Raw genomic sequence first — 25196 nt, forward strand, 5'->3', positions numbered from 1 at the left:
AGCCGGGTTCAGGTCAAACGCCGCCCTGTCGTGAAAGGAGCGGCGCACGCGCCGAGGGCAACTCAGCAGCCATTGTCGGGCTGACATCGCTTCCCCCGAAGCGCATTGTTTTTATGCAGCATACCCGGTTTCATACCGGGTTCAGCAGCGGGAGTTTACCGTTTAACGGCCACTTGCAACTCTTAACAAAGGTAAAGAACGACGCAAACCGAATTTAACCAGAGACTGCACGAGGCCGCATCATGCAAACAAAAAGGACGCAATCGCTTGCGTCCTTTTTTCCTGACCTTTGTAAGCGCGCTCGCTTACGCGGTCTGCAGCGAGGTGCCCAGCTTGCGCAGGAACTGCTCGCAGCGCGCCATCTGGTCCAGCGTCACGAACTCGTTGGGCTTGTGGGCGTTGCCGATGTCGCCGGGGCCGCAGACAATGGTCGGGATGCCGATCTGCTGGAACAGGCCGGCTTCGGTGCCGTAGGCCACCTTGCGGGTCTCGCGGTCGCCGGTCAGCGCGCGCACCAGCTCGGTGATCGCCGCCTGCTCGGCCGCTTCCAGCGCCGGGCTGCCGGCGAAGTTGTCGATCTCGATGCGGGCATCGGCGAACTCGGCGCGCATCTTCGGCAGCAGGGTTTCCTTGACGTAGGCGTCGATCTGGGCCTGGATGTCAGCCACCGACATGCCCGGCAGGTTGCGGAACTCGTAGGTGAATTCACACAGCTCGGGGATGGTGTTGACCGCAATGCCGCCGCGAATCTGGTTGGTGGTCATGGTGGTGAACGGCACGTCGAAGAACTGATCGTACGGGCCCTTGGCCTTGTAGGCATCGGCGAAGTCGCGGATGGCGCAGATCATGCGCGCCGCGTACTCGATGGCGTTGCAGCCCTGCGGAGTCAGCGAGGAATGCGCCGACTTGCCGTGCACCTTGCAGGCAAACACGTTGATGCCCTTGTGCGCCACCACCACGTTCATGCTGGTGGGTTCGCCCACCACGCAGCCGTCGACCTTGATGCCGCGCTTGACGATCTCCTCCAGCATCACCGGCGCGCCGATGCAGCCGATTTCCTCGTCATAGGAAAACGCCAGGTGCATGGGCTTGACGCGCGGCATGGCCAGGAACTCCGGCACCATCGCCATCGCGGTGGCGATGAAGCCCTTCATGTCGCAGCTGCCGCGCGCATACAGGGCGCCGTCTTTCTCGGTCAGCTTGAAGGGATCGGTATCCCACTTCTGGCCGTCCACCGGCACCACGTCGGTGTGGCCGGACAGCACGATGCCGCCTTCAGTGGAGCCGGCATTGGCGCCGGCCGTGGCCGGCAGCGTCGCGAACAGGTTTGCCTTGGTCTTTTCCTTGTTGTGGGCCAGCCAGGACTTGACGCCCTGCTGCTCCAGGTTGTCGCGGATGGTCGCGATCAGTTCAAGGTTGGAATTGCGGCTGGTGGTGTCGAAGCCGACCAGCATTTCTAGCCATTGGCGAGTGTTCATCATGATTCTTGCTACTCAACAAATAAAAAGGATAGGCCCGTTCCCGGCAGCAAAGCCGAAGGCGCAAGCCGACATTATGGCGCTGATTGGACATTGCCGCCCGACGCGGGCGTTTCGGCCTGTGCCTGAGGTGCGCCTGACGCAGCGGCCGGCATGTCGGCCGGCGTCACGACGGCGGGAGCAGCAAGCGGCGTGGCGGACGGCTGCACGCCGTCCATGCGCACCAGCCACGCGGTGAACTGCTTGCCCAGCGACTCCGCGACGATCTCGAGGATGGAACAGGTGCCGCGCATGCCGCCCAGCATGCCGCCGCGCGAATGATCACGCTGCACGGCGGTGCGCACAACCTGGCCATCCTGCATCAGGTCGCCGTGCACGAGGATAGCCTTGGCGCCGCTCCATCCGCCGCCGCCCACACCCTGCACCGACAAGATCGTCAGCTTGAGCACGCGCCCCTTATTCAGCTCGGCCGGGTCGGACGCCTGCAGCGCATCCGGATACTTGCGCGACACATGGCGAAAGACGTAGTTGCCTACCATCTCCTCCACCGCACACTCATCACGGATGCGGTCCATCACCGGCGCGTTGTCGGCATACTGGGCCGGCACTTGCACACGCAAGGTGTCCGCTTGTGCCGTCAGACTGCAGGACATCAGAGCGGCCAGCGCCGCCGCTCGAATTGTCGTTGCTGTAGTTGTATGCATCGCTCCCCCCGTCGCGATTGGATTGTCGAAAGTCAGTCCTGCTTCAGCCCCTGGTCGGACAAGCGCAGCACGCGGCCGCAACGGCCGGCCAGTTCGTTGTCGTGCGTGACGATGACGAACGCCGTGCCCAAGGTCTGCGACAGCTCGATCATCAGCTCGAAGGTCTTGTCGGCGGTGCCGCGGTCGAGGTTGCCGGTGGGCTCGTCGGCCAGCACGCAGGCCGGCCGCGTGACCAGCGCGCGCGCCAGCGCCACGCGCTGACGTTCGCCGCCGGAGAGCTCGCCCGGCACGTGCGAGACACGCGCGTCCAACCCCACCCTGGCCAGCATCTCGCGCGCCTGGGTCTGGGCCTCGTCGCGCTTCATGCGGCGGATCATCAGCGGCATGGCCACGTTGTCCAGCGCCGAGAACTCCGGCAACAGGTGATGGAACTGGTAGACGAAGCCCAGCGTCTTATTGCGCAGCTCGCCGCGCACCCGTTCGCCCAGGCTGGCGAAGTCGCGCCCCTGCAGCGTTACCGAGCCGGTGCTGGGGGTATCCAGCCCGCCCAGCAGGTGCAGCAGGGTCGACTTGCCGGAACCCGAGGCGCCGACGATGGCCACCTGCTCGCCGTGATGGACGTCAATGTCGATGCCCTGCAGCACCTTCACCGAGTACTTGCCCTGGGTGAAGGTCTTGCCCAGGCCGCGCGCGGCCAGCACCGCTTCCTTCTGGTTCATCTCGTTCATCGCATTACTCATAACGCAGCGCCTCCGCCGGTTTGACGCGGGCGGCCGACCAGCTCGGATAGAGCGTCGCCAGGAACGCCAGCACCACAGCCACGCCGCCGATGGTGTAGACGTCTGACCAGATCAGGTCGGACGGCAATTCAGAAATCACATAGATGCTCTTGGGCAGGAACTGCACGTGGAACGCGCGCTCGATGGCCGGCACCACCACGTCGATGTTGAGCGCCACCGCCACGCCCAGGCCGACGCCGATGGCGGTGCCGATCAGGCCCACCAGCGCGCCCTGGATCACGAAGATCTTCATGATGGAGCCGGGCGAAGCGCCCAGCGTGCGCAGGATGGCGATGTCAGCCTGCTTGTCGGTCACCGTCATCACCAGCGTCGACACCAGGTTGAACGCGGCCACCGCGATGATCAGCGTCAGGATGATGAACATCATGCGCTTCTCGGTCTTGACCGCGGCGAACCAGTTGCTGTTCTGCTGCGACCAGTCGCGCAGGTAGAGGTCGCCGCTCAACGTATTGGCCAGCTGCTGGGTCACCTGCGGCGCCTGCAGCATGTCGCGGATGCGCAAGCGCACGCCGGTCGGGGCCTCGAGGCGGAACAGGGTTTCCGCGTCCTGCATCTGGATGAAGGCCAGCGACGAGTCGAACTCATAGTGCCCGGCCTCGAAGATGCCGCTCACGGTGAACTGCTTCAGGCGCGGCAGCACGCCGGCCGGCGTGACCTGCCCCTGCGGCGCGATCAGCGTGACCTTGTCGCCCAGCCCGACGCGCAGGCCGCGCGCCAACTCGCCGCCCAACACGATGTTGAATTCGCCCGGCTTCAGGGAATCGAAGCTGCCCTGCTTGATCTGCTTGGCCACGTCGGAAACCTTGGGCTCCTGGTCCGGCAGCACGCCGCGCACCAGCACGCCGCGCACATTGTCGTCGCGCGTCATCATGGCCTGCGCGGCCACGTAAGGCGCGGCGCCCAGCACTTCCTTGTTCTGGAAGGTCTGTTTGGCGACCGACTCCCAGTCGCGCATGGCGCCGGAGGCATCGAACACTTCGATATGCGCCAGCACCGAGAGCATGCGATCGCGCACTTCCTTCTGGAAGCCGTTCATGACCGACAGCACCACGATCAGCGCGGCCACGCCGAGCGCAATGCCGGCCATGGAAATGAGGGAAATGAAAGAGATGAAACTGTTGCGGCCGCTGCGCTTGCCGGCGCGCGTATAGCGGATGCCGACCAGCCATTCGAACGGCAGGTTTTTAATCAGACTCAAAATTGCTCCGAGAGAGGGACCCACGAAAGTCGGTTCGGCGCAGTCGCAATGACAGGCGCGAGCCGATGCGATCCGACAGGCGAAGCGCGAAGTTTGCCACAGAATGGAGAGCCGGCCCATCCCCGGGCGCGTGCTGCCCTGCGCTCCGTCACTGCGTCCCTTCCCGCGCGGCCTTGCCTGCCGTTCGGGATAGAGCGCGGTTTGCTGCAGAGGTTCGCCGGTGAAACCGGTCCTTACACTTGGCCCGGTCCGGGATACACGGCGTCGTTTCCCCGGCGACAACTTTTCGCGGTCATTTGGTAACAGCCGCGCAGGATATATTGCGGGGTGGACTGGTTATATATACAGTATCCGACTTTCCGCCCCGCCGTACGCCATCCCGTCCATGCCCGAACTTGCCACGCCCGCTCCAGAACTGTCGCCCGCCGGCGAGGCGCCCGCCGATCCCTTCGCCAAGCTCAACGCCGAGCAGCGCGCCGCCGTCGAGCACGACAGCAAGCGCGCGCCGGCGCAGCAAAGCCCCTTGCTGATCGTGGCCGGCGCCGGCTCGGGCAAGACCAACACGCTGGCGCACCGCGTGGCCAAACTGATCCTGGACGGCGCCGACCCGCATCGCATCCTGCTGTTGACCTTCTCGCGCCGCGCCGCCGCCGACATGGGCCGCCGCGTCGGCCAGGTGATCCGCCAAGTGATGCAGCTGTCGCCCTCCGCCTCCCCGCCCGAGCTACAGTGGTCGGGCACCTTCCACGCCATCGGCGCGCGCCTGCTGCGCGACTATGCGACGCAGATCGGGCTGGAGGACGACTTCACCATCCAGGACCGCGGCGACTCGGAAGACCTGATCGGCCTGCTGCGCCATGAGATGGGCTTGTCGGCCACCGACAAGCGCTTCCCGCTCAAGGCCACCTGCCTGAACATCTACTCGCGCGCGGTCAACACCCGCGACGACCTGGGCCAGGTGCTGCAAACCCACTTCCCCTGGTGCCGCGAATGGGAGCCGCAGCTGGCCGAACTGTTCTCGCGCTACGTCGACGCCAAGGAAGAACAGCACGTGCTGGACTACGACGACCTGCTGCTGTTCTGGGCCGACATGCTGTCCGACGAGGAGATCGCGCGCCTGGTGGGCGAGCGCTTCGACCACGTGCTGGTGGACGAATACCAGGACACCAATCGCCTGCAGGCCGAGATCATCCAGCGCATGAAGCCCAGCGGCGCCGGCGTCACCGCGGTGGGCGACGATGCGCAGTCGATCTACTCCTTCCGCGGGGCGACGGTGCGCAACATCCTCGACTTCCCGTCGCTGTTCTCCACGCCGGCGCGGGTGGTCACGCTGGAGCAGAACTACCGCTCGACCCAGCCCATCCTGGCCGCCTCCAACGCCGTCATCGCCGACGCCCCGGAACGGCACCACAAGAACCTGTGGAGCGACCGGCCGTCCTCGCAAAAGCCGCAACTGGTGCTGATCCCGGACGAGGTGGAGCAGGCGCGCTGGGTCGCCAACCGGGTGCTGGCGCACCGCGAAGAAGGCATGACGCTCAAGTCGCAGGCGGTGCTGTTTCGTACCGCCACCCATAGCGCGGCGCTGGAACTGGAACTGGTTCGCCGCAACATCCCGTTCGTGAAGTTCGGCGGGCTGAAATTCCTGGAGAGCACCCACATCAAGGACCTGCTTTCGCTGCTGCGCTTGGCGCACAATCCGAGCGGACGCATGGCGGGTTTTCGCGCGCTGCAGCTGGTGCCGGGCGTGGGCCCGGCCACCGCCAAGAAGGTGCTGGACCTGATGGCGGCAGCCCAGGATCCGGCCGACACCCTGCTCAATTTCTCCGCACCGGCCAATATCGCGCTGCAATGGCAAGCCTTCGCCGACACCTACGCCCTGATGCGCCGGGCCGCCGAGCCCTGGCCGACCGACGTCAATGCTGCGCGCGATTGGTACCTGCCGCAGCTGGAGCGCAAATATGAAGACGCATCGGCGCGCGCCGCCGACATCGAGCAGTTGGCCGCGCTGGCCGGCGGCTACGCCTCGCGCGAAAAATTCCTGACCGAGCTGACGCTGGATCCGCCCGAGTCGAGCAGCGACTACTCGGCCCCGCCCTACCGCGACGAGGACTACCTGACCCTGTCCACCATCCATTCCGCCAAGGGCCAGGAATGGCGCTCGGTGCACGTGCTCAACGTGGTGGACGGCTGCATCCCGTCCGACCTCGCCACCGGCAGCGAAGCCGAGATCGCCGAGGAGCGCCGCCTGCTCTACGTCGCCATGACGCGCGCCAAGGAGCACCTGCACCTGGTAGTGCCGCAGCGTTTCTACATCACCCAGCAGACGCCGCAGGGCGACCGCCACGTCAACGCCATCCGCAGCCGCTTCGTCACGCCGCGCATGCTGCCGCACTTCGAAGACAGCCTATGGCTCTCGGCCGAAACCAACGGCGCGCGCACGCCGGTGCCGGAAAGCGTGAAGATGCTGGTACGGCAGCGTGCCAGGAATGCGTGGAAGAAAAGCTGAGTTGCCTTGACGACGCGGAATCCGGGACGTCCGTCATGCTTCGATCACCGCGAAACGACGCTGGGTTCCTGCTTTCGCAGGAACGACAGGCCGGAAGAAACGCGAATCTGAAGAGGTTCAAGCCACCGCCTCAGCGTCGTCCCTGCGAAAGCAGGGATCCAGCGTCGTTGGCGGAGATTGCGCCTTCACCACGCTGGTACAAGTGCAACGAACGACACTAGGTTCCTGCTTTCGCAGGAACGACAGCCCGGAAGAAACGCGAATCTGAAGAGGTTGAAGCTACCTCCTCAGCGTCGTCCCGGCGCAGGCCGGGACCCAGCGTCGTTTGCCGCAACGCATCGCCGCTTGCCAAGCCATCCCGCCAGCCTGCGCCGCCACCCGCTAAAATATCGCCCCATGAATCAACTCGATATCCTCATCCCCTTCGCCCTGCCCCCGGCCGAACTGGCGCGCGACCTGCTGCGCCAGTGCAAGGCGCCGGCGCTGGCGATGCTGCTGGGACGCGGCAAGGCCGCGCCGGTGCAGGCGCACGACCCCTTCTCGCGCGCGCTGCCGCATGAACACTGGCTGGCCCGGCGTTTCGGCCTGCCGCGCGCCGAGCCCGACAGCAGCCCGGCCGCCGCCGCCGCGCTGATGCGCAGCCTGGGCCACGCGCCGTCGGCCGGCCAATGGTTCGTGCTGCATCCGGCCCACATCCACGTTGCGCGCGACCACCTGGTCCTGACCGACGTCGGCCAGCTGGCGCTGGACGAGGATCAGTCGAGGAAACTGTTCGCCTCGGCCGAGTCGCTGTTCACCGAGATCGGCCATGACATCGTCTATGGCGACGCCCGCACCTGGTTCCTGCGCGCCGACCCCTGGCACGGCCTGCGCACCTCGACTCCGGCCGCCGCCAGCGGACGCAATATCGATATCTGGATGCCGGAAGGCCCGGGTGAGCTGGCCTGGCGCAAGCTGCAAAACGAAGTGCAGATGCAATGGTTCTCCGAGGCGCTGAACGAGGAACGCGAAATGCGCGGGCTCAAAGCCGTCAATTCGATGTGGCTGTGGGGCGGCGCCGATGCCGCCACCACGGTGCAATCGCCCTACGCCGCCAGCTTCGGGCTGGACGGCTGGATCCGCGCCTTCGGCCCGGCCGGCAAGGCCGGCGCAGCCGAGATCGCGCAAGGCGCCGGCCCTTGCCTGCTGGTGCTCGATGCGCTGGTTGAACTGGCGCTGGCCGAAGAATGGGGCCTGTGGCTGCAACGCATGGAAGAGCTGGACCGCGAGTGGCTGGCGCCGTTGCTGGCGTCGCTGCAGGGCGGCGCCTTCGAGGCCGTCCACCTGGTGCTGAGCGGCGCCGACCGGCTGGCCCAGGTCACGGCCACGCGCGGCACGCTGCGCAAGTTCTGGCTCAAACCCTCTTTATCGAAGCTGTCCGCATGATCCGCATTGCCACCCGCAACTATTCCCCCCAGCAAGCCGAGCAACTGATCGCCGAGGGCGTGCACCCGGTGCTGGCGCGCGTGTACGCGGCGCGGGGCTTGTCCAGCGCACGCGAACTCGCCAGTGAGCTGAATTCGCTGATCGCCCCGTCCGGCCTGAAGCACATCGACGCCGCCGCACAGTACCTGGCCGACGCCATTGCCGCGCGCAAGAAGCTGGTGATCGTGGCCGACTACGATTGCGACGGCGCCACCGCCTGCGCGGTCGGCCTGCGCGGGCTGCGCATGCTGGGCGCGCAGGTCGACTACATCGTGCCCAATCGCTTCGAGTACGGCTATGGCTTGACGCCCGAGATCGTCGAGCTGACCGTGCGCGAGAAAGCGCCGGACATCATCGTCACCGTCGACAACGGCATCGCCAGCATCGAGGGCGTGGCCGAAGCCAAGCGACGCGGCATTGACGTGGTGGTGACCGATCACCACCTGCCCGGCGACACGCTGCCCGAGGCGCGCGTGATCGTGAACCCGAACCAGCCCGAGTGCGGCTTCCCCAGCAAGAACCTGGCCGGCGTGGGTGTGATGTTCTACGTGCTGCTGGCGCTGCGCGCGGAAATGCGCAAGCGCGGCATCTTCGACGCCGCCAGCCAACCCAACCTGGCCACGCTGCTGGACCTGGTGGCGCTGGGTACGGTGGCCGACGTGGTCAAGCTGGACGCCAACAACCGCATCCTGGTGGCGCAGGGCCTGAAACGCATGCGCAGCGGCAAGATGCATCCCGGCATCGCCGCGCTGTTTCGCGCCGCCGGCCGCGAGGCGCGCCGCGCCACACCGTTCGACCTCGGCTTCGCCGTCGGCCCGCGCCTGAACGCGGCCGGCCGCCTGGCCGACATGGCGCTGGGCATCGAATGCCTGACCACCGACGACGAAGGTCGCGCCTGGGCCATCGCCCAGCAGCTCGACGCCATCAACCGCGAGCGGCGCGACATCGAAGCCGGCATGCAGGACACCGCGCTGAACCTGCTGGACGACTTCAACCCGGCCGACCGGCGCACCATCGCGGTGTTCGACCCGTCCTGGCACCAGGGCGTGATCGGCATCGTGGCCTCGCGCCTGAAGGACAAGTTCTACCGCCCGACCATCACCTTCGCGCCGGGCGACGAAGGCTTCATCAAGGGTTCGGGCCGCTCGATCGCCGGTTTCCACCTGCGCGACGCGCTGGACCTGGTCTCCAAGCATGCGCCGTCGGTGATGACCAAGTTCGGCGGCCACGCGATGGCGGCCGGCCTGACCATCCATGCCCACGCCTTCGACGCCTTCAGCCAGGCCTTCGAAGCGGTCGGCCGGGACTGGCTCACGCAAAACCAGCTGGAACGCGTGATCGAGACCGACGGCGTGCTGGAGGACGCGTATTACTCCGTGCAGTTCATCGGCCTGATGGACGAGCAGGTGTGGGGCCAGGGCTTCGCCCCGCCGGTGTTCTGCGACACCTTCAAGGTGCTGAACCAGCGCATCCTCAAGGAAAAGCACCTGAAGCTGCTGCTGGAAAAGGACGGCCGCAAGTACGACGCCATCTGGTTCGGCCATGCCGACGCCCTGCCCGACTACGCCAACGTGGCCTTCCGGCTGGACGCCAACGAGTACAACGGCAAGACCACGGTGCAGCTGATGGTGGAGCACGCCGAGCCGGCCTGAGGGGAATCAGACGCGAAAGTTGTGGCAAAGACGGCATATCAGGCCGACAAAATTCCCGCCTGATGGCACAATGACGCACACCCGGGGCGCTTTTGCGAGAAAGTAGCGAAAGCGGATCAGCGGGCGGAGAACAGGGACTCCGCTCTCCCGGCACAACAACAAGACCACCTCGTCGATGAAGATAAAGCGCTTCAGCAACAGCCTCATCACACGCCTCGTGCTGTTCGGCGTCTTCGTCGTTGTCACCAGCGCCATCGTGCGCTACAACATCCTGCTCAACTTCCTCGAGGACGACCAGGCCAAGGTCGCCGCCGAACAGCAAAGCACCGTGGCCAGTTACCTCGCGCAGGATATCGGCTACCGCATCCTGGAGCGGCGCCACTTCCTGGAGCGCCTGGCCAGCCAGGTGCCGCCGCCCCTGCTCAACGATCGCGCCGCCCTGCTCGAATGGCTCAGGGAACGCCAGGAGCTGCAACCCATCTTCGCGCGCGGCCTGTTCGTGGCCGACGGCGAGGGCCTGATCGTGCTCGACTACCCCACCATCAGCGGGCGGCGGGCGCTGTCGCTGGCCGCTTACGCGGACTTTCGCAAGGTACTGGGCGGCGCCACCGTGATCAGCGAACCGCTGACCAGCCCCGCCTCCAGGGATCCCATCCTCGCCATGCTGACCCCGCTCAAGGACGCCGACGGCAAGATTGCCGGCGTGCTGGGCGGCTCCACCGAACTGGACGCGCCGGGCTTTCTCAATCACCTGCAAGAGGCGCGACTAGGGCCCTCCGGCAGTTTCCTGCTGGTCTCGCCGGCGCGCCGGCTGGTGATCGCCTCCAACGATCCCGCCCGGGTCTTCAAGCCGCTGCCGGCCCCCGGCGCCGACGGCCTGATGGACAGCGCCATGCAGGGTTACCGCGGCAACGGCATCGCCCCCAATGCCGAGGGCGTGAACGAGATCAGGGCCTTCGCCTCGGTGCCGGGAACCGCCTGGTTCGTAGTGGTGCGCCAGCCGCTGGCGCAGGCGCTGCCGACGGTGGATCGCATGCGCGCCCTGATTGCGCGCGGCGGCCTGATCCAGGGCGCCGGGATCTTCCTGCTGGTGGTGCTGGCCTACTTCTGGTTCTTCCGCCCGCTGCGGCGCGCTGCGGCGCTGGCCGACAAGATGACGCGCGGCGAAATCCCGCTGTCGCCGCTGCCGGTGGTGCGGCGCGATGAGGTCGGCCACCTGACCATGGCCTTCAACGGCCTGCTTACGCGCCTGAAGATGCACCAGTCGGAATTGCAGCACCAGGCCCACCACGATGTGCTGACCGGCCTGCCCAACCGCGTCATGCTGGCCGACCGCATGGAGGAAGCGCTGGCGCGCGCCAGCCGTCTCAGCAGCGGCATCGCGGTGCTGTTCCTCGATCTCGACGGCTTCAAACCGATCAACGACAAACTGGGCCACAAGGCCGGCGACCAGGTGCTGCAGGAAGTGGCGCGGCGCCTGCGCCAGGTGGCGCGCCGCAGCGATACGCTGGCGCGCGTGGGTGGCGACGAATTCGTGCTGCTGGCGACCGACCTGGGCGAACCGCTGGAAAACGGCGCGCGCGCGCTGGCCGAGAAATGCATCGCCGCGGTCTCCGAGCCGCTATGGCTGGCGTCGGCGCAGTTTCATCTGGGGGTATCGGTCGGCATCGCCGTGTGCGAGGGGTGCTGCGGCGCGGACAGCCTGCTGCAGGCGGCCGACAAGGCGATGTACGACGCCAAGGCCAGCGGCCGCGGCTGTTTCGTGCTGGCGCCGCCGGCGGCCGGCTGCAACCACCTCCCCCTCAACGCACAGGCAGGAACTGCAGGAACGAGCCGCCCAGCAGGTTCTGGACATAGCTGATCCCGGCGCGGCGGTATTTCTCGGTGACGAACTCGGCCAACAGGTCGAGGCGGCCGACGATCTTGCCGAACTCCCGCTCGAAACTGAGATTGCGCACATCGCTGCCGATCTCGTCGGACAGCAATAGCGGCGCCCCCGTGGCGGTGCGCCTGCTGGCCAGGATCCAGGCGGCGATCTCCACATTGCGCGCGGCGTTGTAGAGACGCTGGGCATCCAGCCCGTCGACCAGGTAGAACTGGATCTTGTTGCCGTGGGCGACGATGATCATGTCGGCGGTGGCGTGGATGAAGGCGGCCACCCGATCGCCCTTGTAATCCGGCGACAGGGCCAGCGCCATGGCGGCGATATCGCGCTTGCCCTGCAGTTCGGGCCAAAGCTGGCGCAACTCGATGGCGTCTTTCACTTTCTTCTCCGCCTCCTCGCGCGTGGCGGCGGTCTTCTTCCATTCGCCCGGGTTGCGGCGATAGAGCTTTCCCATCAGCAGATACAAGGCGTCGAGGTTGTCGCGCATGGCCAGGGTGGCGACGCGGTTGGTGTCGGACTGGCCCATCTCGCCGGAACTGGCCGAGGCGCCCTTGACCTCGCCATGCGGCGCCGGGGAACTGGCGCAGCCGGCCACGGCGGCCAGGCATAAGAGCGTCAGGAAGAACTGCGGTCTCGTTTTGATTATTGTCATCGGCAGGCACTGGAGAGCAAGCTGATAGGACTGATCCTAGCAGATTGCGTTCACCGAAAGAATCCGAAAACGCATCTGCAAACGCATCGTCAAAACGACAACGGCGAACCATCCGGTCCGCCGTTGTTCATGCTGCGCTGCTAAAGCCCGCAAACCAGAGGGTCAGGCCTTCGTGTAAGGTAAGCCGGTCAGGTACCCCACCGTCGCGCCGAAGCGGTCCTTGTAGTTGGCGCGCACCAGCGGATCGAGCTTGTCCTTGACCTTGTCATGCAGACCCTTCTCCCAGTCGCCGGCGTGCTGGAAGTTGCTCATCACGTAGGTCCAGCCGTTGATCTCGTCGACCGCGTGCAGGCCGGTCGATTCGGCGCCCGAGGGGCACGACAGCACGCGCGTGAGCGCGCGGGTATCGACGTTGTAGGCCCACAGGAAGTTGTTGACGTGCATGCCGCTGTCCTCGCCGATGAACAAAGTGCGCAGCTTCTCGGAGAACTTGATGTTGTCCGGATTGGCGATGCGATCCTGCTCGGCCAGGTTGCCCAGGGCGTCCGGCGTCTTCAGGTCCACGCCCACCAGCTCGGCCGGCGGCGCCATGTCGACCGGCACCCATTCGCTGTCGATGGCGGCGCCGGCGACGTCACGCTGGCCGCCGCGCAGGTTAAGCGCATACACCGCGCCGGCCTTGGGGCCTTGCACCTTGATGTGGCCGGAGCCGTCCAGCATCGAGGTCTGCACGTAGGACATGGCGGAATAGGCGATCTTGTCGCGCGCGTTCACGGTGGTGCCTTCCATCTTGGTGAAGCCCAGGCTGCCGCCGGCCAGCGCGGCGTAGCGGTGGGTTTCCAGGAAGGCTGCGGCCTTCTGCATGCCCGGCTTGACGCGCACCCAGTTGAACTTGCCGTTGAACGGAATTTTGGAGAACGAGCCGTCGGCCGGATCGCTGGTGCGGATGTCCATGATGTCGACCGCCTTGTAGCGGTCGGCCATGGCGCGGATTTCCTCGCTGGTGGCGCTGCCCAGCTTGACCCAGGTCAGCTTGCCGGAGCCCGGGCCCACGCCCGAGACCTGCTCCCAGCGCGCCACGAACAGCGTGCCGGAGGACAGGTCGGCGGCGCGGTCGGCGATGAACATGAACAGGCCGCCGTTGGTGGCGTCGTCGCCCATGAGCACGGTGCGCTGGTCGGGCATGACCTGCACCAGCTCGTGCGAGATACGGCCCAGGCAGAAGTGCTTCTTGATCGAGCCGGTGCCGTCGGCATGCACGGTGACTTCCGGCAGGTGGCCGTAATGGTAGGGGTTGGCGCGGGTCTCGTCGCCATACAGGTTGCGGCTGAAGCCTTTGAACTGCGGGTTGGCGGCGATGGCGGAGGCGTCCGGCTCGTACTCTTCCGACGACAGGTGGGTGTTCCACGGCGACAGGCTGGCGCCGCAGGTGATCCACAGGCCGTGGACCTGGGAGGTGTCGACGTTGTGATACTTGACCAGCGACAGCTTGCCCGAGGACGGATCCTGGTCCAGCGTCAGCACGGCGATCGGCGACGGCAGTTGGCCGTACATGGCGGCCTGCTTCTGGTCGCGCGTGGTGTATTCGAACTGCACCACGGCAAACACCGTATTGCCCTTCACGCCGGGCACGCTTGCGCCCTTCATGGTCAGCAGCGACGAGCCGTCCGGGCAGTCCGAGAAGAACTGGCGCTCCCTGCCCGGCACCGAGCGGTCGATGATGGGACGGTTGTTGATGTCGAGGTAGCCGCCGGCCAGGATGGTGGAGCCGCGGCCGTCCGGCACCATGTCGCCGGTCATGAAGAACGGCTGGTAGGCCAGCTTGTAGGTCTGCTTGCTGCCGTCGGCAAACGCCACTTCCAGCGCCGAGCCCACGGTGGTGGTGGCCATCGCGGCCGGATCGGCCAGCGTCGGCGCCGGCATGCCGGTGAAGCGTGCCGAGGCGAACGGCTTGCCCGCGCCCGGCGCGGCGCAGGCCGACAGCAAGGCGGCGGCGCCGCCGGTCAGCGGCAGCAGCGGCGCGGCGGCCAGCGCCTTCAACAGGCTGCGGCGGCCGGCTTGCGGCGCCAGGGTCTCGGAGGACGATTGGGATTGGATGGCGTCTTGCTGGTGCTGTCTCATCGATGTTTCTCCATATCAATAGAAAAACAGCCGAGGCAGCATCCGTGGCGCGCCCGGCCGTCAGTGCTTTGTCAGGCATGCAAAGCGCTGCGATGGTAGCGGCCGAAAATGACAGGCTTGTGACGGACGGGCCGACGAATCGCCCTTCTCCTCTTGTATAATGCAAGGTTTGATCGCAAAAGAAACCATCATGGAAGCAGAACGCCTCAATTCCCTTCAATCCCTGCTCGACGACCTGGCCACCCGCGCCACCGAGCTACGGAGGTATCTTTGACTTCGATGTGAAGTCGGAGAAACTCGAGCAAGTCAACGCCGAACTGGAAGACCCGAACGTCTGGAATGACCAGAAGCGGGCGCAGGATCTCGGCAAGGAAAAGAAATCGCTGGAAGCCATCGTCCACACGCTGATCAAGATCGACAGCGAGTTGAACGACGCGCGCGACCTGTTCGACATGGCGCGCGAGGAAAAGGACGAGGACACCATCGTCGCCATCGAAGGCGATGCCGAGGGACTGAAGAAGCTGGTGGAGGAAATGGAATTCCGCCGCATGTTCAGCGGCCCGATGGACGCCAACAACTGCTTCATCGACATCCAGGCCGGCGCCGGCGGCACCGAGGCCCAGGACTGGGCTTCCATGCTGCTGCGCCAGTACCTGCGCTATTGCGAGCGCAAGGGCTTCAAGGTCGAGATCCTGGAACAGTCCGACGGCGAAGTGGCCGGCATCAAGACCGCCACGCTCAAGGTCGAGGGCGAATACGCCTACGGCTTCCTGCGCACCGAAACCGGCGTGCACCGCCTGGTGCGCAAGTCGCCGTTCGACTCGTCGAACGGTCGCCACACCTCGTTCTCCAGCCTGTTCGTGTATCCGGAAGTCGATGAATCCTTCGAGATCGACATCAACCCGGCCGACGTGCGCGTGGACACCTACCGCGCCTCCGGCGCTGGCGGCCAGCACATCAACAAGACCGACTCCGCAGTGCGCCTGACGCACGCGCCGTCGGGCATCGTTGTGCAATGCCAGAACGACCGCAGCCAGCACCGCAACCGCGCCGAGGCGTGGGACATGCTGCGCGCCAAGCTGTTCGAGCTGGAACTGCGCAAGCGCATGAGCGAGCAGCAGAAGCTGGAAGACTCCAAGACCGACGTCGGCTGGGGCCACCAGATCCGCTCCTACGTGCTGGACCAATCCCGCATCAAGGACCTGCGCACCAACTTTGAAACCGGCAACACCAAGGCGGTGCTCGATGGCGACATCGACGACTTCATCGCCGCTTCGCTGAAACAGGGCGTCTGATGCACAGCGCCGCGGGGCCTGCCCTGCGGCGCGACACCTCCGACCGACCGTTCAACACTCAAGAATTCCGACCATGACCACGCAAAACAACAACGCCGCACAACCGGCAGCCCCGGCGGCACCGGCAGCCGACGAGAACAGCATCATCGCCGAGCGCCGCGCCAAGCTGGCCGCCATCCGCGAACAGGGCATCGCCTTCCCTAACGATTTCCGTCCGGCCGACAAGGCTTCCGACCTGCACGCCAAGTACGACGGCTTCGAGAACGAAGCGCTGGAAGCCGATCCGGTATCGGTCTCGGTGGCCGGCCGCATGATGTTGAAGCGCGTCATGGGCAAGGCGGCCTTCGCCACCCTGCAGGACGCCTCGGGCGACAAGGCCGACGGCCGCATCCAGCTCTACGTGACCAAGGACGTGACCGGCGACGAAGCCATGGCCGCCTTCAAGCACTATGACCTGGGCGACATCCTGGGCGCCGAAGGCACGCTGTTCAAGACCAAGACCGGCGAGCTGTCGATCAAGGTCACCAAGCTGAAGCTGATCACCAAGTCGCTGCGCCCGCTGCCGGACAAGTTCCACGGCCTGGCCGACCAGGAAATGAAGTACCGCCAGCGCTACGTCGACCTGATCATGAGCGAGGAAACCCGCCGCACCTTCAAGGCGCGCACCGCCGCGATGTCGTCGATCCGCCGCTTCATGGAAACCAACGGCTTCATGGAAGTCGAAACCCCGATGCTGCACCCGATCCCGGGCGGCGCCGCGGCCAAGCCGTTCATCACCCACCACAACGCGCTGGACATGCAGATGTTCATGCGCATCGCCCCCGAGCTGTACCTGAAGCGCCTGGTGGTGGGCGGCTTCGAGCGCGTGTTCGAAGTCAACCGCAACTTCCGCAATGAAGGCGTGTCGCCGCGCCACAATCCGGAATTCACGATGATGGAGTTCTACGCCGCCTACGTGGATTATCAATGGCTGATGGGCTTCACCGAACAGGTGATCCGCCAGGCCGCAATCGACGCCCACGGCACCGCCACCCTGACCTACCAGGGTCGCGAGCTGGACCTGTCCAAGCCCTTCGACCGCCTGACCATCAACGGCGCCATCCTGAAGTACGCGCCGCAGTACGCCGAAGCGCAACTGAACGACATCGAATTCCTGCGCACCGAACTGAAGAAGTTCGGCGTCAAGACCGACCAGGCCCCGCTGGCCGGCGCCGGCATCGGCGCGCTGCAACTGGCGCTGTTCGAAGAGACCGCCGAGTCGCAGCTGTGGAACCCGACCTACATCATCGACTACCCGGTCGAAGTCTCGCCGCTGGCGCGCGCCTCCGACACCGTGCCGGGCATTACCGAGCGCTTCGAGCTGTTCATCACCGGCCGCGAGATCGCCAACGGCTTCTCCGAGCTGAACGACGCCGAAGACCAGGCCGCGCGCTTCCAGGCCCAGGTGGCCGCCAAGGACGCGGGCGATGAAGAGGCGATGTACTACGACGCCGACTACATCCGCGCGCTGGAATACGGCATGCCGCCGGCCGGTGGCTGCGGCATCGGCATCGACCGCCTGATGATGCTGATCACCGACTCGCCCAACATCCGCGACGTGATCCTGTTCCCGCACCTACGCCGCGAAGACTGATCGCCCCGGGCTGGTCCGCCCAAGGACCGGCCCGCGTTGCCGCATCACGCAAGATTGCCTTTTCGCATCCCGGCCTGTCGCCGGGATGCATCTTCCCTCCAGTCACTCCCGTCCGAATTGCTCTTCCGGCAACATGACTTGCCCGTATGGCAAAACACGTCCTTTCCCGCAACAGCTGTTCCGCTGAAAACCGGCCACCCGACTGGCTTTTCAGCCATTACAAGTTTTTACAACTGACACACAATCGGGATTTTTTTTGGCCTTTGCGCACTCCATAATCACTCCATCACCAACACCAATAAACGGAGAGGCCCATCATGGAAAACACCAACATCGCCAAACCCAATTCGAGCCGCCTGCACCCACTGGTCGCAGGCGCCGCTGTCGCCCTGATCCTGGTCAGCCTGGTCGGCGTCGCCGCCATGACCGGTCTGTTGCCCAGTTCGAACAGCACCAATTCGCCGCAGCAGCAAATGGCGGCAATGAACCAGAACGCCGGCCAGCAACAGCTGGCATCGCAACAGGCGCCGGTCAAACAATCCTCCCAAACCTCGGCTCCGGCTGAACGTACTCCGGCCATCTGCAGCAGCTGCGGTGAAGTGGTTGCCGTGCGCGCCGTGCAGCACACCCCCAGCACCAGCGGCGTAGGTATTGCCGGCGGCGCCGTGGTCGGCGGTCTGCTGGGCAATCAGATCGGCGGCGGCAACGGCCGCACGCTGGCCACCATCGCCGGCGCGGTCGGCGGCGGCTATGCCGGTAACGAAGTCGAGAAGCGCACCCGCACCACCACCTCCTATGTCGTGGACGTACGCATGGAAAACGGCAAGAGCCGCAGCTTCCCGCAGAGCTCGGAAAACTGGCGCGTGGGCGATCAGGTTCGCGTTGTCAACGGTCGACTGGAAGGCCGCGGCTGATCCAACACCGTCCCCTTCTCAAAGCCCTTCGATGCGAGTCGAAGGGCTTTTTTGTTGCCGTGCTCACCTTACAACATGGCAATGCGACAATATTTCCCTTTGGTACACCAAACCCGCGCTCAAGCGTTGTAGACAGTAAGCCGCACCCGCATTCCCGCCAAATGAAACTCCGCTCTTCCTGAGGACTCCATAGACAGAATGCGAACGATTAACGCTGGCAACATTGCGGCCGGAAGGTTAGACTTTTGCAAAAAAGCATGTCCGCAACGCCATGCGGCCAAGAATGGATGCATCAAGGAAATGAGAGCGCGCGTCACGCAACGCCGCCGACCTTCGTGCAACGGGGGCGAACGGTTCGCCAAAAAAGAAGAGCTTGCCGGCTCGAATGCGGTTTTATTGATTTATGGACTCACTGTCATCCACGGATACTTCCGACACCAGCGCTGCGCCGTTTGAAGAGCGCTACAGCGGCCAACAAAAAGACCATGCGGTCATTCTGCTGCACGGCCTGTGCGGCTCCCAGCTCGAAATGGGGTCCATCCCCAAGCAACTGAAAAAAGCCGGCTGCGCCGTCATCCCGCTGACCATCGACAACTACTCCGCTTCGCTGACCAACCCGCGCGTCTCGCCCAACTGGGAAGACTGGTGCGCTGCGGTCGAAAGCCGCGTGGCCCGCCTGAAGGAAGAATTCAAGACCGTCTCCATCTGCGGCCTGTCCATGGGCGCCACGCTGGCGCTGGCGGTGGCCGCCCGCAGCAGCGAACTGCTTTCGGTGGTGCTGCTGTCGCCGGTGCTGCAGTACGACGGCTGGTCGGTGCCTTGGTATCAGAAGCTGCTGACGGTGGTCTACGACATGGGCTTTCGCAACTGGTCCTACAAGGAAACCGAACCCTACGGCATCAAGAATTTCGACATGCGTCGCCGCGTCGCCAACCAGCTGGAAAAGGATGGCGTGGCCGCGGTCGGTGCCGCCTCCATCCCGGCGCGCCACCTGCGCGCTGCGCTGCGCATGATCTCCTATGTGCGCGAATCGCTGCCGCTGGTGCGCGCTGACACGCTGATCATCCACTCGATCGACGACGAGACCGCCTCCCCGCGCAACGCCGAGGTGATCCAGCAGAACATCGGCTCTGAAGTGCGCAAGGTGATCTGGCTGGGCGACTGCTATCACATCATCACGGTCGACAACGAGCGCGAAATCGTTACCAACGAGACGGTGATGTTCATCAAGCGCAGCATCGAGATCCACGGCAACGAGCTCTCGCGCAAGTATCTGGCGCATGCCTCCCCGCTGAAAGACCGGCGGCAATAAAAAGCCGCCCAACAAGCAACATTTGCGAGCAAACCGGCTCGCCCGTCAGTGTTTTGACAGACAGTATTCTTAACATGTGAACATTGCACAAACGCGCAATGCAAGTAAAGATGGATTCGACACGCACCTCTTCCAGAGCCATCATGAGCCTGATCAAACTGAAAAATGCGAAAAGCTGGCGGCCTCAGGGCTTGCGCCCGATCTATACCAGCGCAATCGGCTTCGTCGCCGCCTTCGGCCTGCGATATGCGCTCGCGCCGTTCGTGGATGAAGCGCTGTCGATGTTGTTCTTCGCGGTCAACTGCATCGTCCTCAGCTATCTGTTCGGCTACCTGTATTCGCTGGGCATGCTGGCCATCAGCATTCCGACGGCGATGTTTTTCTTCCGCAAGCCCTTCTATACGATGGACGGCATCAACGACAAGGACCTGTTCATGATCCTGGTCTACACCGTGATCATCGCCACCGCCTCGTTCATCATCGAATGGCTGCAGCGCGAACGCTATGCCGCCGTGCTGCAGCAGCGTGTCTCCGAGACCCGCTACCGCCTGCTGATCGAGTCCGACCAGGCGCGGCGCGCAGAGTACGGCAAGCAATTCGAAGCCAGCAATGCCTCCGAACAGTCGTAACAAGAGACATCGATGGCAAGATCAACGGGCGCCCCGCGGCGCCCGTTTCTTTTGGGCTCTCAGGAAGCCCCTGATAGGCGACTGCCGATGGCTCTGGGAAGATGAAGGCAACTCAGCAAGGAGGCCGTCATGTCCACATCCCATCCCAAAATCCTGGTGATCGATCCCGATCTGGACGCCATCGAGCTGGCGCGCTTTGCACTGTGGCGCAGCCCCGTGCAATACCGCTTCGAATGGTTCGATGATGCCGAACTGGCCAACGCCTCGCTGCTCACTCACGCACTGTGTCAGTCCAAGGACCTGCCGGCGATGATCCTGCTGGATCCGCGCAACTTCCACGGCGCCGAGGGCTACGAGCTGCTGCGCACGCTGTGCATCTATGAGGCCGTGTCGCATATTCCGCTGGTGCTGTTCACGTCGTCACCGTTCAGCAGCGACTTCAGCATCGACCAGGACAGCCGCATCTGGTACGCCGCCAAATCCCAGGACCCGCGCGAATACATGCGCACCGTCACCAACTGCGTGCAGCTGCGCCTGCAGGAAGCTGTCCACTCGTAAGCTCATGCCGCGCCCTCACCCGGCGCGTACGATCCCTGCCAGGCGCCGCATCAGCGGCGCAAACAACTCTTCCGACGTATTGCCGTAACCGATCACCAGGCCGTTGCTGGCTTCCCGACGCGGCGCCGCCGAGAACGACGACAACGCCCCCACGTTCATGCCCGCCGCGCGCGCCGCCGCACTGATGGCCGCGTCGTCGTAACGCAGCGGCAGGCGCACCGTCAGGTGCAGGCCGCTGTCGCCGCCCAGCACCTCATGCTCCACCTTCATGTGCGCCTGCAGGGCCTGCCGCAATGCCTGTTGCCGCTCGCGGTAGAGGCGACGCATGCGCCCCAGGTGACGCGAGAACTGGCCGCCAGCAATGAACTCGGCCAGCGCCAGCTGCTCCAGCCGATGGCCGCCGCGCAGCATCTCCGCGAGCGCCGGCCACGCGCCCTCGCCGGCCGACTCCGGCAACACCAGAAAACCGATGCGCAAGGCCGGGAACATGGTCTTGCTGAAGGTGCCCACATACAGCACCGGCGCATCCGGCACCAGGCCCTGCATGGACGGCACGGGATGGCCGCGGTGGCGGAACTCGCTGTCGTAGTCGTCCTCGATGATCCAACTGCCGGCCTCGCGCGCCTGCGCGATCAGCTCCAGCCGGCGCGGCAGTGACAGCACGGCGCCGGTCGGATATTGATGCGAAGGCGTCACATGCACCAGCCGCGCCGGCCGCGTACGCCAGTGGCGCGGCGCGATCACGATGCCCTCGGCGTCGACCGGCATCGCCACCATCTTCAAGTCGCCCGCATGGAAGGCCGCGCGCACGCCGCCATAGCCGGGATCCTCCAGCCAGGCCGTCTCGCCGGGATTGGTGAACAGCCGCACGCACAGCGACAAGGCGCCCTGCGCGCCCTCGGTCACCACCACCTGCGCGGCGTCGCACCGCACACCGCGCGCCACCCGCAAATACTGCGCGATGGCTTCGCGCAGCGCCGGCTCGCCCAGCGGATCGCCGTAACCCAGCACGTGGGAAGGCGCCGCCTTCAAGGCACGCTCCTGGGCGCGCAGCCAGGCATTGACGGGAAACCGGCTCAGCGCCGGCATGCCCGGCGTGAGCGGCAGCGAGCGGTCACCGGCGTCGCGCGTCGGCGTCATGGTGGACACCCGGCGCGACTGCCTTACCGCAGCAGCGGGCGGCTTCGGCGCCGGCCCGGAGGGCGCGCGAGCGTCAGCCAAAGCAGCAACCCGCGTCCCCTGCCGGTCGGCCCGGGCGTAGCCTTCCGCCACCAGTTGCTCGTACACCGCCAGCACGGTATTGCGCGACACCTGCAGCTCCTCGCACAAGGCGCGTGAAGACGGCAGCTTGCCGCCGGCCGGCAACTGGCCGCGCAAGATGGCTTCCTTCAAACGGGCCAGCAGCTGTTGCTGGCGGGATGGCGCACCGGGTGCGCCGGAGAGCGGGGAATGGATGAGCGAATCGGTCATGGCGACGGGAAAAATCGTGGCTCCATAATAAGGCCTTGTTGTGGCGCTTTTTATGATGCCACGAAAGCGCTATCGTGCAGCCATCCCAACAGCCGATCGCAGATCAAGCCCGAACGCCATGACCGACACCAGCAAACCCGCCCTGAACGAATGGAAGCAACCGATCGGCCCGGCCCTGCCGGACTGGCAGGAACGCCCGCGTCCGCAACGCATTGCGGTAGAAGGCCGCTACTGCCGGCTGGAGCCGGTGGACGCCGCGCGTCACAGCGACGACCTCTACGCTGCCTACGCGCAAGCGACTGACGGCAGCGACTGGACCTACATGATGAGCGGCCCCTTCCCCAACCCGGCGTCCTACCGCGCCTATGCCGAGACGCTGCAAAAGAGCGAGGATCCGCTGCACTACGCCGTGATCGACTTGGCCAGCGGGCGCGCCGTTGGCACCATGTCGCTCATGCGCATTGAGCCCCGGCACGGCGTGATCGAGGTCGGGCACATCGCGCTGTCGCGCCAGCTCAAACGTACCCGCGTAGCGACCGAAGCGCAGTTCCTGCTGATGCGCTATGTATTCGCGCAACTGGGCTATCGCCGCTACGAATGGAAATGCGACAGCCTCAATGCGCCTTCGCGCCAGGCCGCGCAGCGCCTGGGCTTTCAATTTGAAGGCATCTTCCGCCAGGCGGTCGTGTACCGTGGTCGCAGCCGCGACACCGCGTGGTTCTCGATTGTCGATACCGAATGGCCGACGCTGGGCAGCGCCTTCGAACGCTGGCTGGATCCGGCCAACTTCGATGCTCAAGGCAAACAGAAGCAAACGCTGCTGGCGTTCAGACAAGCGCTGGCCGGTTGAGCGGCCGAAGCTACTTGAGCTGCTTGAGCTCCCACAGCGCATCCAGCACATACTGCGTGGCCGGCTCGGGCTGGCCGGCGCGGTGGGCGATCCCCAACGGGCGCCACAGCCGGGGCTTGAGCGGCCGCATGGCGATGCGCGGGTCGGCCGGCGGCATGCCGGCCTGCTCGCCGGCTTCGTGCGGCAACAATGTGGCGCCGTAACCGGCCGCCACCAGGCTCTTCACCGCGTCGTTGAAATTAAGCTGGATACGCGCCGTGGGATGTTCGCCGGCGGCGGCGAACCACTCCGTGGTCAGGCGCGACAGCCGTGTATTGGGCGCATTCAAAATCAGCGGCTGTGCGGCCAGCCATTGCGGCGTTATCGTGCGCGGCGCGTCCCAGCCGGCCGGCACGAAGGCCATCACCGGATCGCGCCGCCACGGCTTGACCGACAATCCATCCACCGCCGCCTGCGGTAACGCCACCAGGCCGATATCCAGCCCGCCGCCGGACAGGCGCGCCAGGGTCTCCTCCGAGGTCAGCACCATCACCTGCACGTCGATGCCGGGATGGCTTTGTCCCACCCGCTCCAGCGCCTGCGGCAGCAGGTAGGCGATGGCGCCGGTCGAGGCCCCCAACCTTACTCGTCCCTCCAGCCCCAACACCTGACGTTTGACTTCCTCCAGCGCCTGCTCGGCATCGGCCAGCAACTGGCGGGCGCGCGCCACCAGCGTCTCGCCCACGCCCGAGGGCCGGACCTGGCCACGCTGGCGCAGCAGCAGCGTGGCGCCGATGCGGCTCTCCAGCTCGCTGATATGCAGGCTCACAGTGGGCGGCGCCAGGTGCAAGGCGCGCGCGGCGGCGGCAAAGGAACCCAGGTCGACGATGGCGACCAGGGTGCGCAGGCGATCTAGATTGAGTTCGCGCATGGAGTTTCCCGCAAGGAAAGGAAGAAACAGAGAATGATGGTGGTCCGGCGATGATTCAGAAAAGATGAATCATCTCTTCATGATATTCAACTTTTCCGATTATACGGTTTGGCGCAAGATCTCCCCTGACGACATGCCACGGCCGCCCGGCGGCCTCCACAGAGGAGTTTCCCCATGAGCAATCTTCCATTGGTTTTCATCGACGGCGACCAGGGCACCACCGGCCTGCAAATCCACGAGCGCCTGCGCGGCCGTACCGACCTGCGCCTGCTGACGTTGCCCGCCGCCGAGCGCAAGGACGCGCTGCGCCGCGCCGAGGCGATCAACTCGGCCGACATCGCCCTGCTGTGCCTGCCGGACGCCGCCGCGCGCGAGGCGGTGTCGCTGATCGAAAATCCCAGGGTGCGCGTAATCGACGCCAGCTCGGCGCACCGCACCGCCGACGGCTGGACCTACGGTTTCCCCGAGCTGTCGGCCGAACAATCCGGGCGCATTGCCTCCGCGAACCGCGTGACCAATCCCGGCTGCTACCCGACCGGCGCCATCGCGCTGTTGCGCCCGCTGGTCGCCGCCGGCCTGGTGCCGGCCGACTATCCGCTGGCGATCCAGGCGGTGTCCGGCTACTCCGGCGGCGGCCGCGCCCAGGTCGAGCAATACGAAGGACCTGAAGCCGGCCAGGCCGCGCCTTTCGTCACCTATGGCCTGTCGCTCAAGCACAAGCATCCGCCGGAAATCCAGCTGCATGCCGGGCTGTCGCAACGCCCCATCTTCGTGCCCTCCTACGGCGCGTTCCGCCAGGGCATCGTGCTGAGCATCGCACTGCAGGCGCGCCTGCTGCCCGCTGGCACTAACAAGGAAACGCTGCGCGCAGCGCTGGCGCAGCACTATGCCGGCGCACGCCATGTGACGGTGCTGACCGCCGCACAAGCCGCAGCGACTGAGCGGCTGGATCCGACCATCCACAACAACAGCAACGACATGACGCTGGGCGTGTTCGGCAATGACGACGAAGGCCACCTGCTGCTGTGCGCGGTGTTCGACAACCTGGGCAAGGGCGCGTCCGGCGCTGCAGTGCAAAACCTGGACCTGATGCTGCGCGGCGCTTGATCACGCCGGGCCGTCATTGAAAAAAAGAAAGCCGCCGGCACGCGTCATCGCGCCGGCG

Annotated in this window: 20 protein-coding genes; 12 read left to right on the forward strand and 8 right to left on the reverse strand. The window is 65.4% G+C overall.

Annotation, left to right across the window (positions count from 1 at the left end; genetic code table 11):
• Positions 1 to 305: 305 nt before the first annotated feature.
• The 4 genes from argE to J8I26_RS15465 form a co-directional block, all read right to left on the reverse strand.
• Positions 306 to 1478: an acetylornithine deacetylase gene (argE, locus tag J8I26_RS15450; RefSeq protein WP_209608051.1), complete on the reverse strand. Its 1173-nt coding sequence runs from the start codon at positions 1476 to 1478 to the stop codon at positions 306 to 308.
• A gap of 74 nt (positions 1479 to 1552) precedes the next feature.
• Complete coding sequence (locus J8I26_RS15455; RefSeq protein ID WP_209607996.1) at positions 1553 to 2131, reverse strand: hypothetical protein; 579 nt, start codon at positions 2129 to 2131, stop codon at positions 1553 to 1555.
• 83 nt (positions 2132 to 2214) lie between these two features.
• Entirely contained in the window at positions 2215 to 2910 is a 696-nt protein-coding gene (gene lolD / locus J8I26_RS15460) for a lipoprotein-releasing ABC transporter ATP-binding protein LolD (protein WP_209608052.1), read from the reverse strand.
• A gap of 4 nt (positions 2911 to 2914) precedes the next feature.
• Entirely contained in the window at positions 2915 to 4180 is a 1266-nt protein-coding gene (locus J8I26_RS15465) for a lipoprotein-releasing ABC transporter permease subunit (protein ID WP_209607997.1), read from the reverse strand.
• Between the two features lie 385 nt (positions 4181 to 4565).
• Between J8I26_RS15465 and J8I26_RS15470 the strand changes: the two genes are divergently transcribed.
• From J8I26_RS15470 to J8I26_RS15485, 4 genes are all read left to right on the forward strand, one after another.
• Positions 4566 to 6686, forward strand: a complete 2121-nt coding sequence (locus J8I26_RS15470; protein WP_209607998.1) for an ATP-dependent helicase — start codon at positions 4566 to 4568, stop codon at positions 6684 to 6686.
• Between the two features lie 396 nt (positions 6687 to 7082).
• Entirely contained in the window at positions 7083 to 8111 is a 1029-nt protein-coding gene (locus tag J8I26_RS15475) for a hypothetical protein (protein ID WP_209607999.1), read from the forward strand.
• Positions 8108 to 9802 carry a single-stranded-DNA-specific exonuclease RecJ gene (gene recJ / locus J8I26_RS15480; protein ID WP_209608000.1) on the forward strand — a complete coding sequence of 565 codons (1695 nt, stop codon included), beginning with the start codon at positions 8108 to 8110 and terminating at the stop codon, positions 9800 to 9802. The genes J8I26_RS15475 and recJ overlap by 4 nt, the downstream gene beginning before the upstream one ends.
• A 175-nt stretch (positions 9803 to 9977) precedes the next feature.
• On the forward strand, positions 9978 to 11663 hold the full coding sequence (locus J8I26_RS15485) for a diguanylate cyclase (protein ID WP_209608001.1): 1686 nt from the start codon (positions 9978 to 9980) through the stop codon (positions 11661 to 11663).
• On the opposite strand, the gene J8I26_RS15490 is transcribed toward J8I26_RS15485, so the two are convergent.
• Both J8I26_RS15490 and J8I26_RS15495 read right to left on the reverse strand, forming a co-directional pair.
• A complete protein-coding gene (locus tag J8I26_RS15490) occupies positions 11605 to 12339 on the reverse strand; it encodes a hypothetical protein (RefSeq protein WP_209608002.1) in 735 nt (244 codons plus the stop codon). The two genes, J8I26_RS15485 and J8I26_RS15490, sit on opposite strands and share 59 nt — an antisense overlap.
• 162 nt (positions 12340 to 12501) lie before the next feature.
• Positions 12502 to 14460: an alkaline phosphatase PhoX gene (locus J8I26_RS15495; RefSeq protein WP_209608003.1), complete on the reverse strand. Its 1959-nt coding sequence runs from the start codon at positions 14458 to 14460 to the stop codon at positions 12502 to 12504.
• A gap of 190 nt (positions 14461 to 14650) precedes the next feature.
• Here J8I26_RS15495 and prfB point away from each other — a divergent pair.
• The 6 genes from prfB (at position 14651) to J8I26_RS15525 (ending at position 20801) form a co-directional block, all read left to right on the forward strand.
• A protein-coding gene (gene prfB / locus J8I26_RS15500) for a peptide chain release factor 2 (protein ID WP_209608004.1) occupies positions 14651 to 15755 on the forward strand; the annotation gives its coding sequence in 2 pieces (ribosomal slippage) (positions 14651 to 14731 and positions 14733 to 15755; 1104 coding nt in all).
• A 73-nt stretch (positions 15756 to 15828) separates the two neighbouring features.
• Entirely contained in the window at positions 15829 to 17388 is a 1560-nt protein-coding gene (gene lysS / locus J8I26_RS15505; RefSeq protein ID WP_209608005.1) for a lysine--tRNA ligase, read from the forward strand.
• Between the two features lie 317 nt (positions 17389 to 17705).
• Entirely contained in the window at positions 17706 to 18302 is a 597-nt protein-coding gene (locus tag J8I26_RS15510) for a glycine zipper 2TM domain-containing protein (RefSeq protein ID WP_245200346.1), read from the forward strand.
• A gap of 403 nt (positions 18303 to 18705) precedes the next feature.
• Entirely contained in the window at positions 18706 to 19614 is a 909-nt protein-coding gene (locus J8I26_RS15515; RefSeq protein WP_209608006.1) for an alpha/beta fold hydrolase, read from the forward strand.
• Between the two features lie 143 nt (positions 19615 to 19757).
• Entirely contained in the window at positions 19758 to 20243 is a 486-nt protein-coding gene (locus J8I26_RS15520; RefSeq protein WP_245200347.1) for a DUF4118 domain-containing protein, read from the forward strand.
• Positions 20244 to 20372: 129 nt separating this feature from the next.
• Positions 20373 to 20801: a histidine kinase gene (locus tag J8I26_RS15525; RefSeq protein WP_209608008.1), complete on the forward strand. Its 429-nt coding sequence runs from the start codon at positions 20373 to 20375 to the stop codon at positions 20799 to 20801.
• A 15-nt stretch (positions 20802 to 20816) separates the two neighbouring features.
• Here J8I26_RS15525 and J8I26_RS15530 read toward each other — a convergent pair whose 3' ends face one another.
• Positions 20817 to 22271 carry a PLP-dependent aminotransferase family protein gene (locus J8I26_RS15530; protein WP_209608009.1) on the reverse strand — a complete coding sequence of 485 codons (1455 nt, stop codon included), beginning with the start codon at positions 22269 to 22271 and terminating at the stop codon, positions 20817 to 20819.
• 118 nt (positions 22272 to 22389) lie between these two features.
• On the opposite strand from J8I26_RS15530, the gene J8I26_RS15535 reads away from it, so the two are divergent.
• Positions 22390 to 23121, forward strand: coding sequence for a GNAT family protein (locus tag J8I26_RS15535; protein WP_209608010.1), 732 nt, complete (start codon positions 22390 to 22392; stop codon positions 23119 to 23121).
• Between the two features lie 10 nt (positions 23122 to 23131).
• Here J8I26_RS15535 and J8I26_RS15540 read toward each other — a convergent pair whose 3' ends face one another.
• On the reverse strand, positions 23132 to 24031 hold the full coding sequence (locus J8I26_RS15540) for a LysR family transcriptional regulator (RefSeq protein WP_209608011.1): 900 nt from the start codon (positions 24029 to 24031) through the stop codon (positions 23132 to 23134).
• A gap of 174 nt (positions 24032 to 24205) precedes the next feature.
• Between J8I26_RS15540 and argC the strand changes: the two genes are divergently transcribed.
• Positions 24206 to 25138, forward strand: coding sequence for an N-acetyl-gamma-glutamyl-phosphate reductase (gene argC / locus J8I26_RS15545; RefSeq protein WP_209608012.1), 933 nt, complete (start codon positions 24206 to 24208; stop codon positions 25136 to 25138).
• The last annotated feature ends 58 nt before the right edge of the window (positions 25139 to 25196 follow it).

It is taken from the genome of Herbaspirillum sp. LeCh32-8, from assembly GCF_017814915.1.
Lineage (GTDB): Bacteria > Pseudomonadota > Gammaproteobacteria > Burkholderiales > Burkholderiaceae_D > Herbaspirillum.

Bases quoted from the DNA above. Each gene is read 5' to 3' on its own strand.
- lysS (WP_209608005.1), top strand. From the start codon at position 15,829: ATGACCACGCAAAACAACAACGCCGCACAACCGGCAGCCCCGGCGGCA.
- J8I26_RS15535 (WP_209608010.1), top strand. From the start codon at position 22,390: ATGACCGACACCAGCAAACCCGCCCTGAACGAATGGAAGCAACCGATC.
- J8I26_RS15530 (WP_209608009.1), bottom strand. From the start codon at position 22,271: ATGACCGATTCGCTCATCCATTCCCCGCTCTCCGGCGCACCCGGTGCG.
- J8I26_RS15470 (WP_209607998.1), top strand. From the start codon at position 4,566: ATGCCCGAACTTGCCACGCCCGCTCCAGAACTGTCGCCCGCCGGCGAG.
- J8I26_RS15495 (WP_209608003.1), bottom strand. From the start codon at position 14,460: ATGAGACAGCACCAGCAAGACGCCATCCAATCCCAATCGTCCTCCGAG.
- J8I26_RS15510 (WP_245200346.1), top strand. From the start codon at position 17,706: ATGGAAAACACCAACATCGCCAAACCCAATTCGAGCCGCCTGCACCCA.
- J8I26_RS15525 (WP_209608008.1), top strand. From the start codon at position 20,373: ATGTCCACATCCCATCCCAAAATCCTGGTGATCGATCCCGATCTGGAC.
- J8I26_RS15515 (WP_209608006.1), top strand. From the start codon at position 18,706: ATGGACTCACTGTCATCCACGGATACTTCCGACACCAGCGCTGCGCCG.
- J8I26_RS15475 (WP_209607999.1), top strand. From the start codon at position 7,083: ATGAATCAACTCGATATCCTCATCCCCTTCGCCCTGCCCCCGGCCGAA.
- argE (WP_209608051.1), bottom strand. From the start codon at position 1,478: ATGAACACTCGCCAATGGCTAGAAATGCTGGTCGGCTTCGACACCACC.
- J8I26_RS15540 (WP_209608011.1), bottom strand. From the start codon at position 24,031: ATGCGCGAACTCAATCTAGATCGCCTGCGCACCCTGGTCGCCATCGTC.
- J8I26_RS15485 (WP_209608001.1), top strand. From the start codon at position 9,978: ATGAAGATAAAGCGCTTCAGCAACAGCCTCATCACACGCCTCGTGCTG.
- recJ (WP_209608000.1), top strand. From the start codon at position 8,108: ATGATCCGCATTGCCACCCGCAACTATTCCCCCCAGCAAGCCGAGCAA.
- J8I26_RS15490 (WP_209608002.1), bottom strand. From the start codon at position 12,339: ATGACAATAATCAAAACGAGACCGCAGTTCTTCCTGACGCTCTTATGC.
- J8I26_RS15455 (WP_209607996.1), bottom strand. From the start codon at position 2,131: ATGTCCTGCAGTCTGACGGCACAAGCGGACACCTTGCGTGTGCAAGTG.
- J8I26_RS15520 (WP_245200347.1), top strand. From the start codon at position 19,758: ATGAGCCTGATCAAACTGAAAAATGCGAAAAGCTGGCGGCCTCAGGGC.
- lolD (WP_209608052.1), bottom strand. From the start codon at position 2,910: ATGAACGAGATGAACCAGAAGGAAGCGGTGCTGGCCGCGCGCGGCCTG.
- argC (WP_209608012.1), top strand. From the start codon at position 24,206: ATGAGCAATCTTCCATTGGTTTTCATCGACGGCGACCAGGGCACCACC.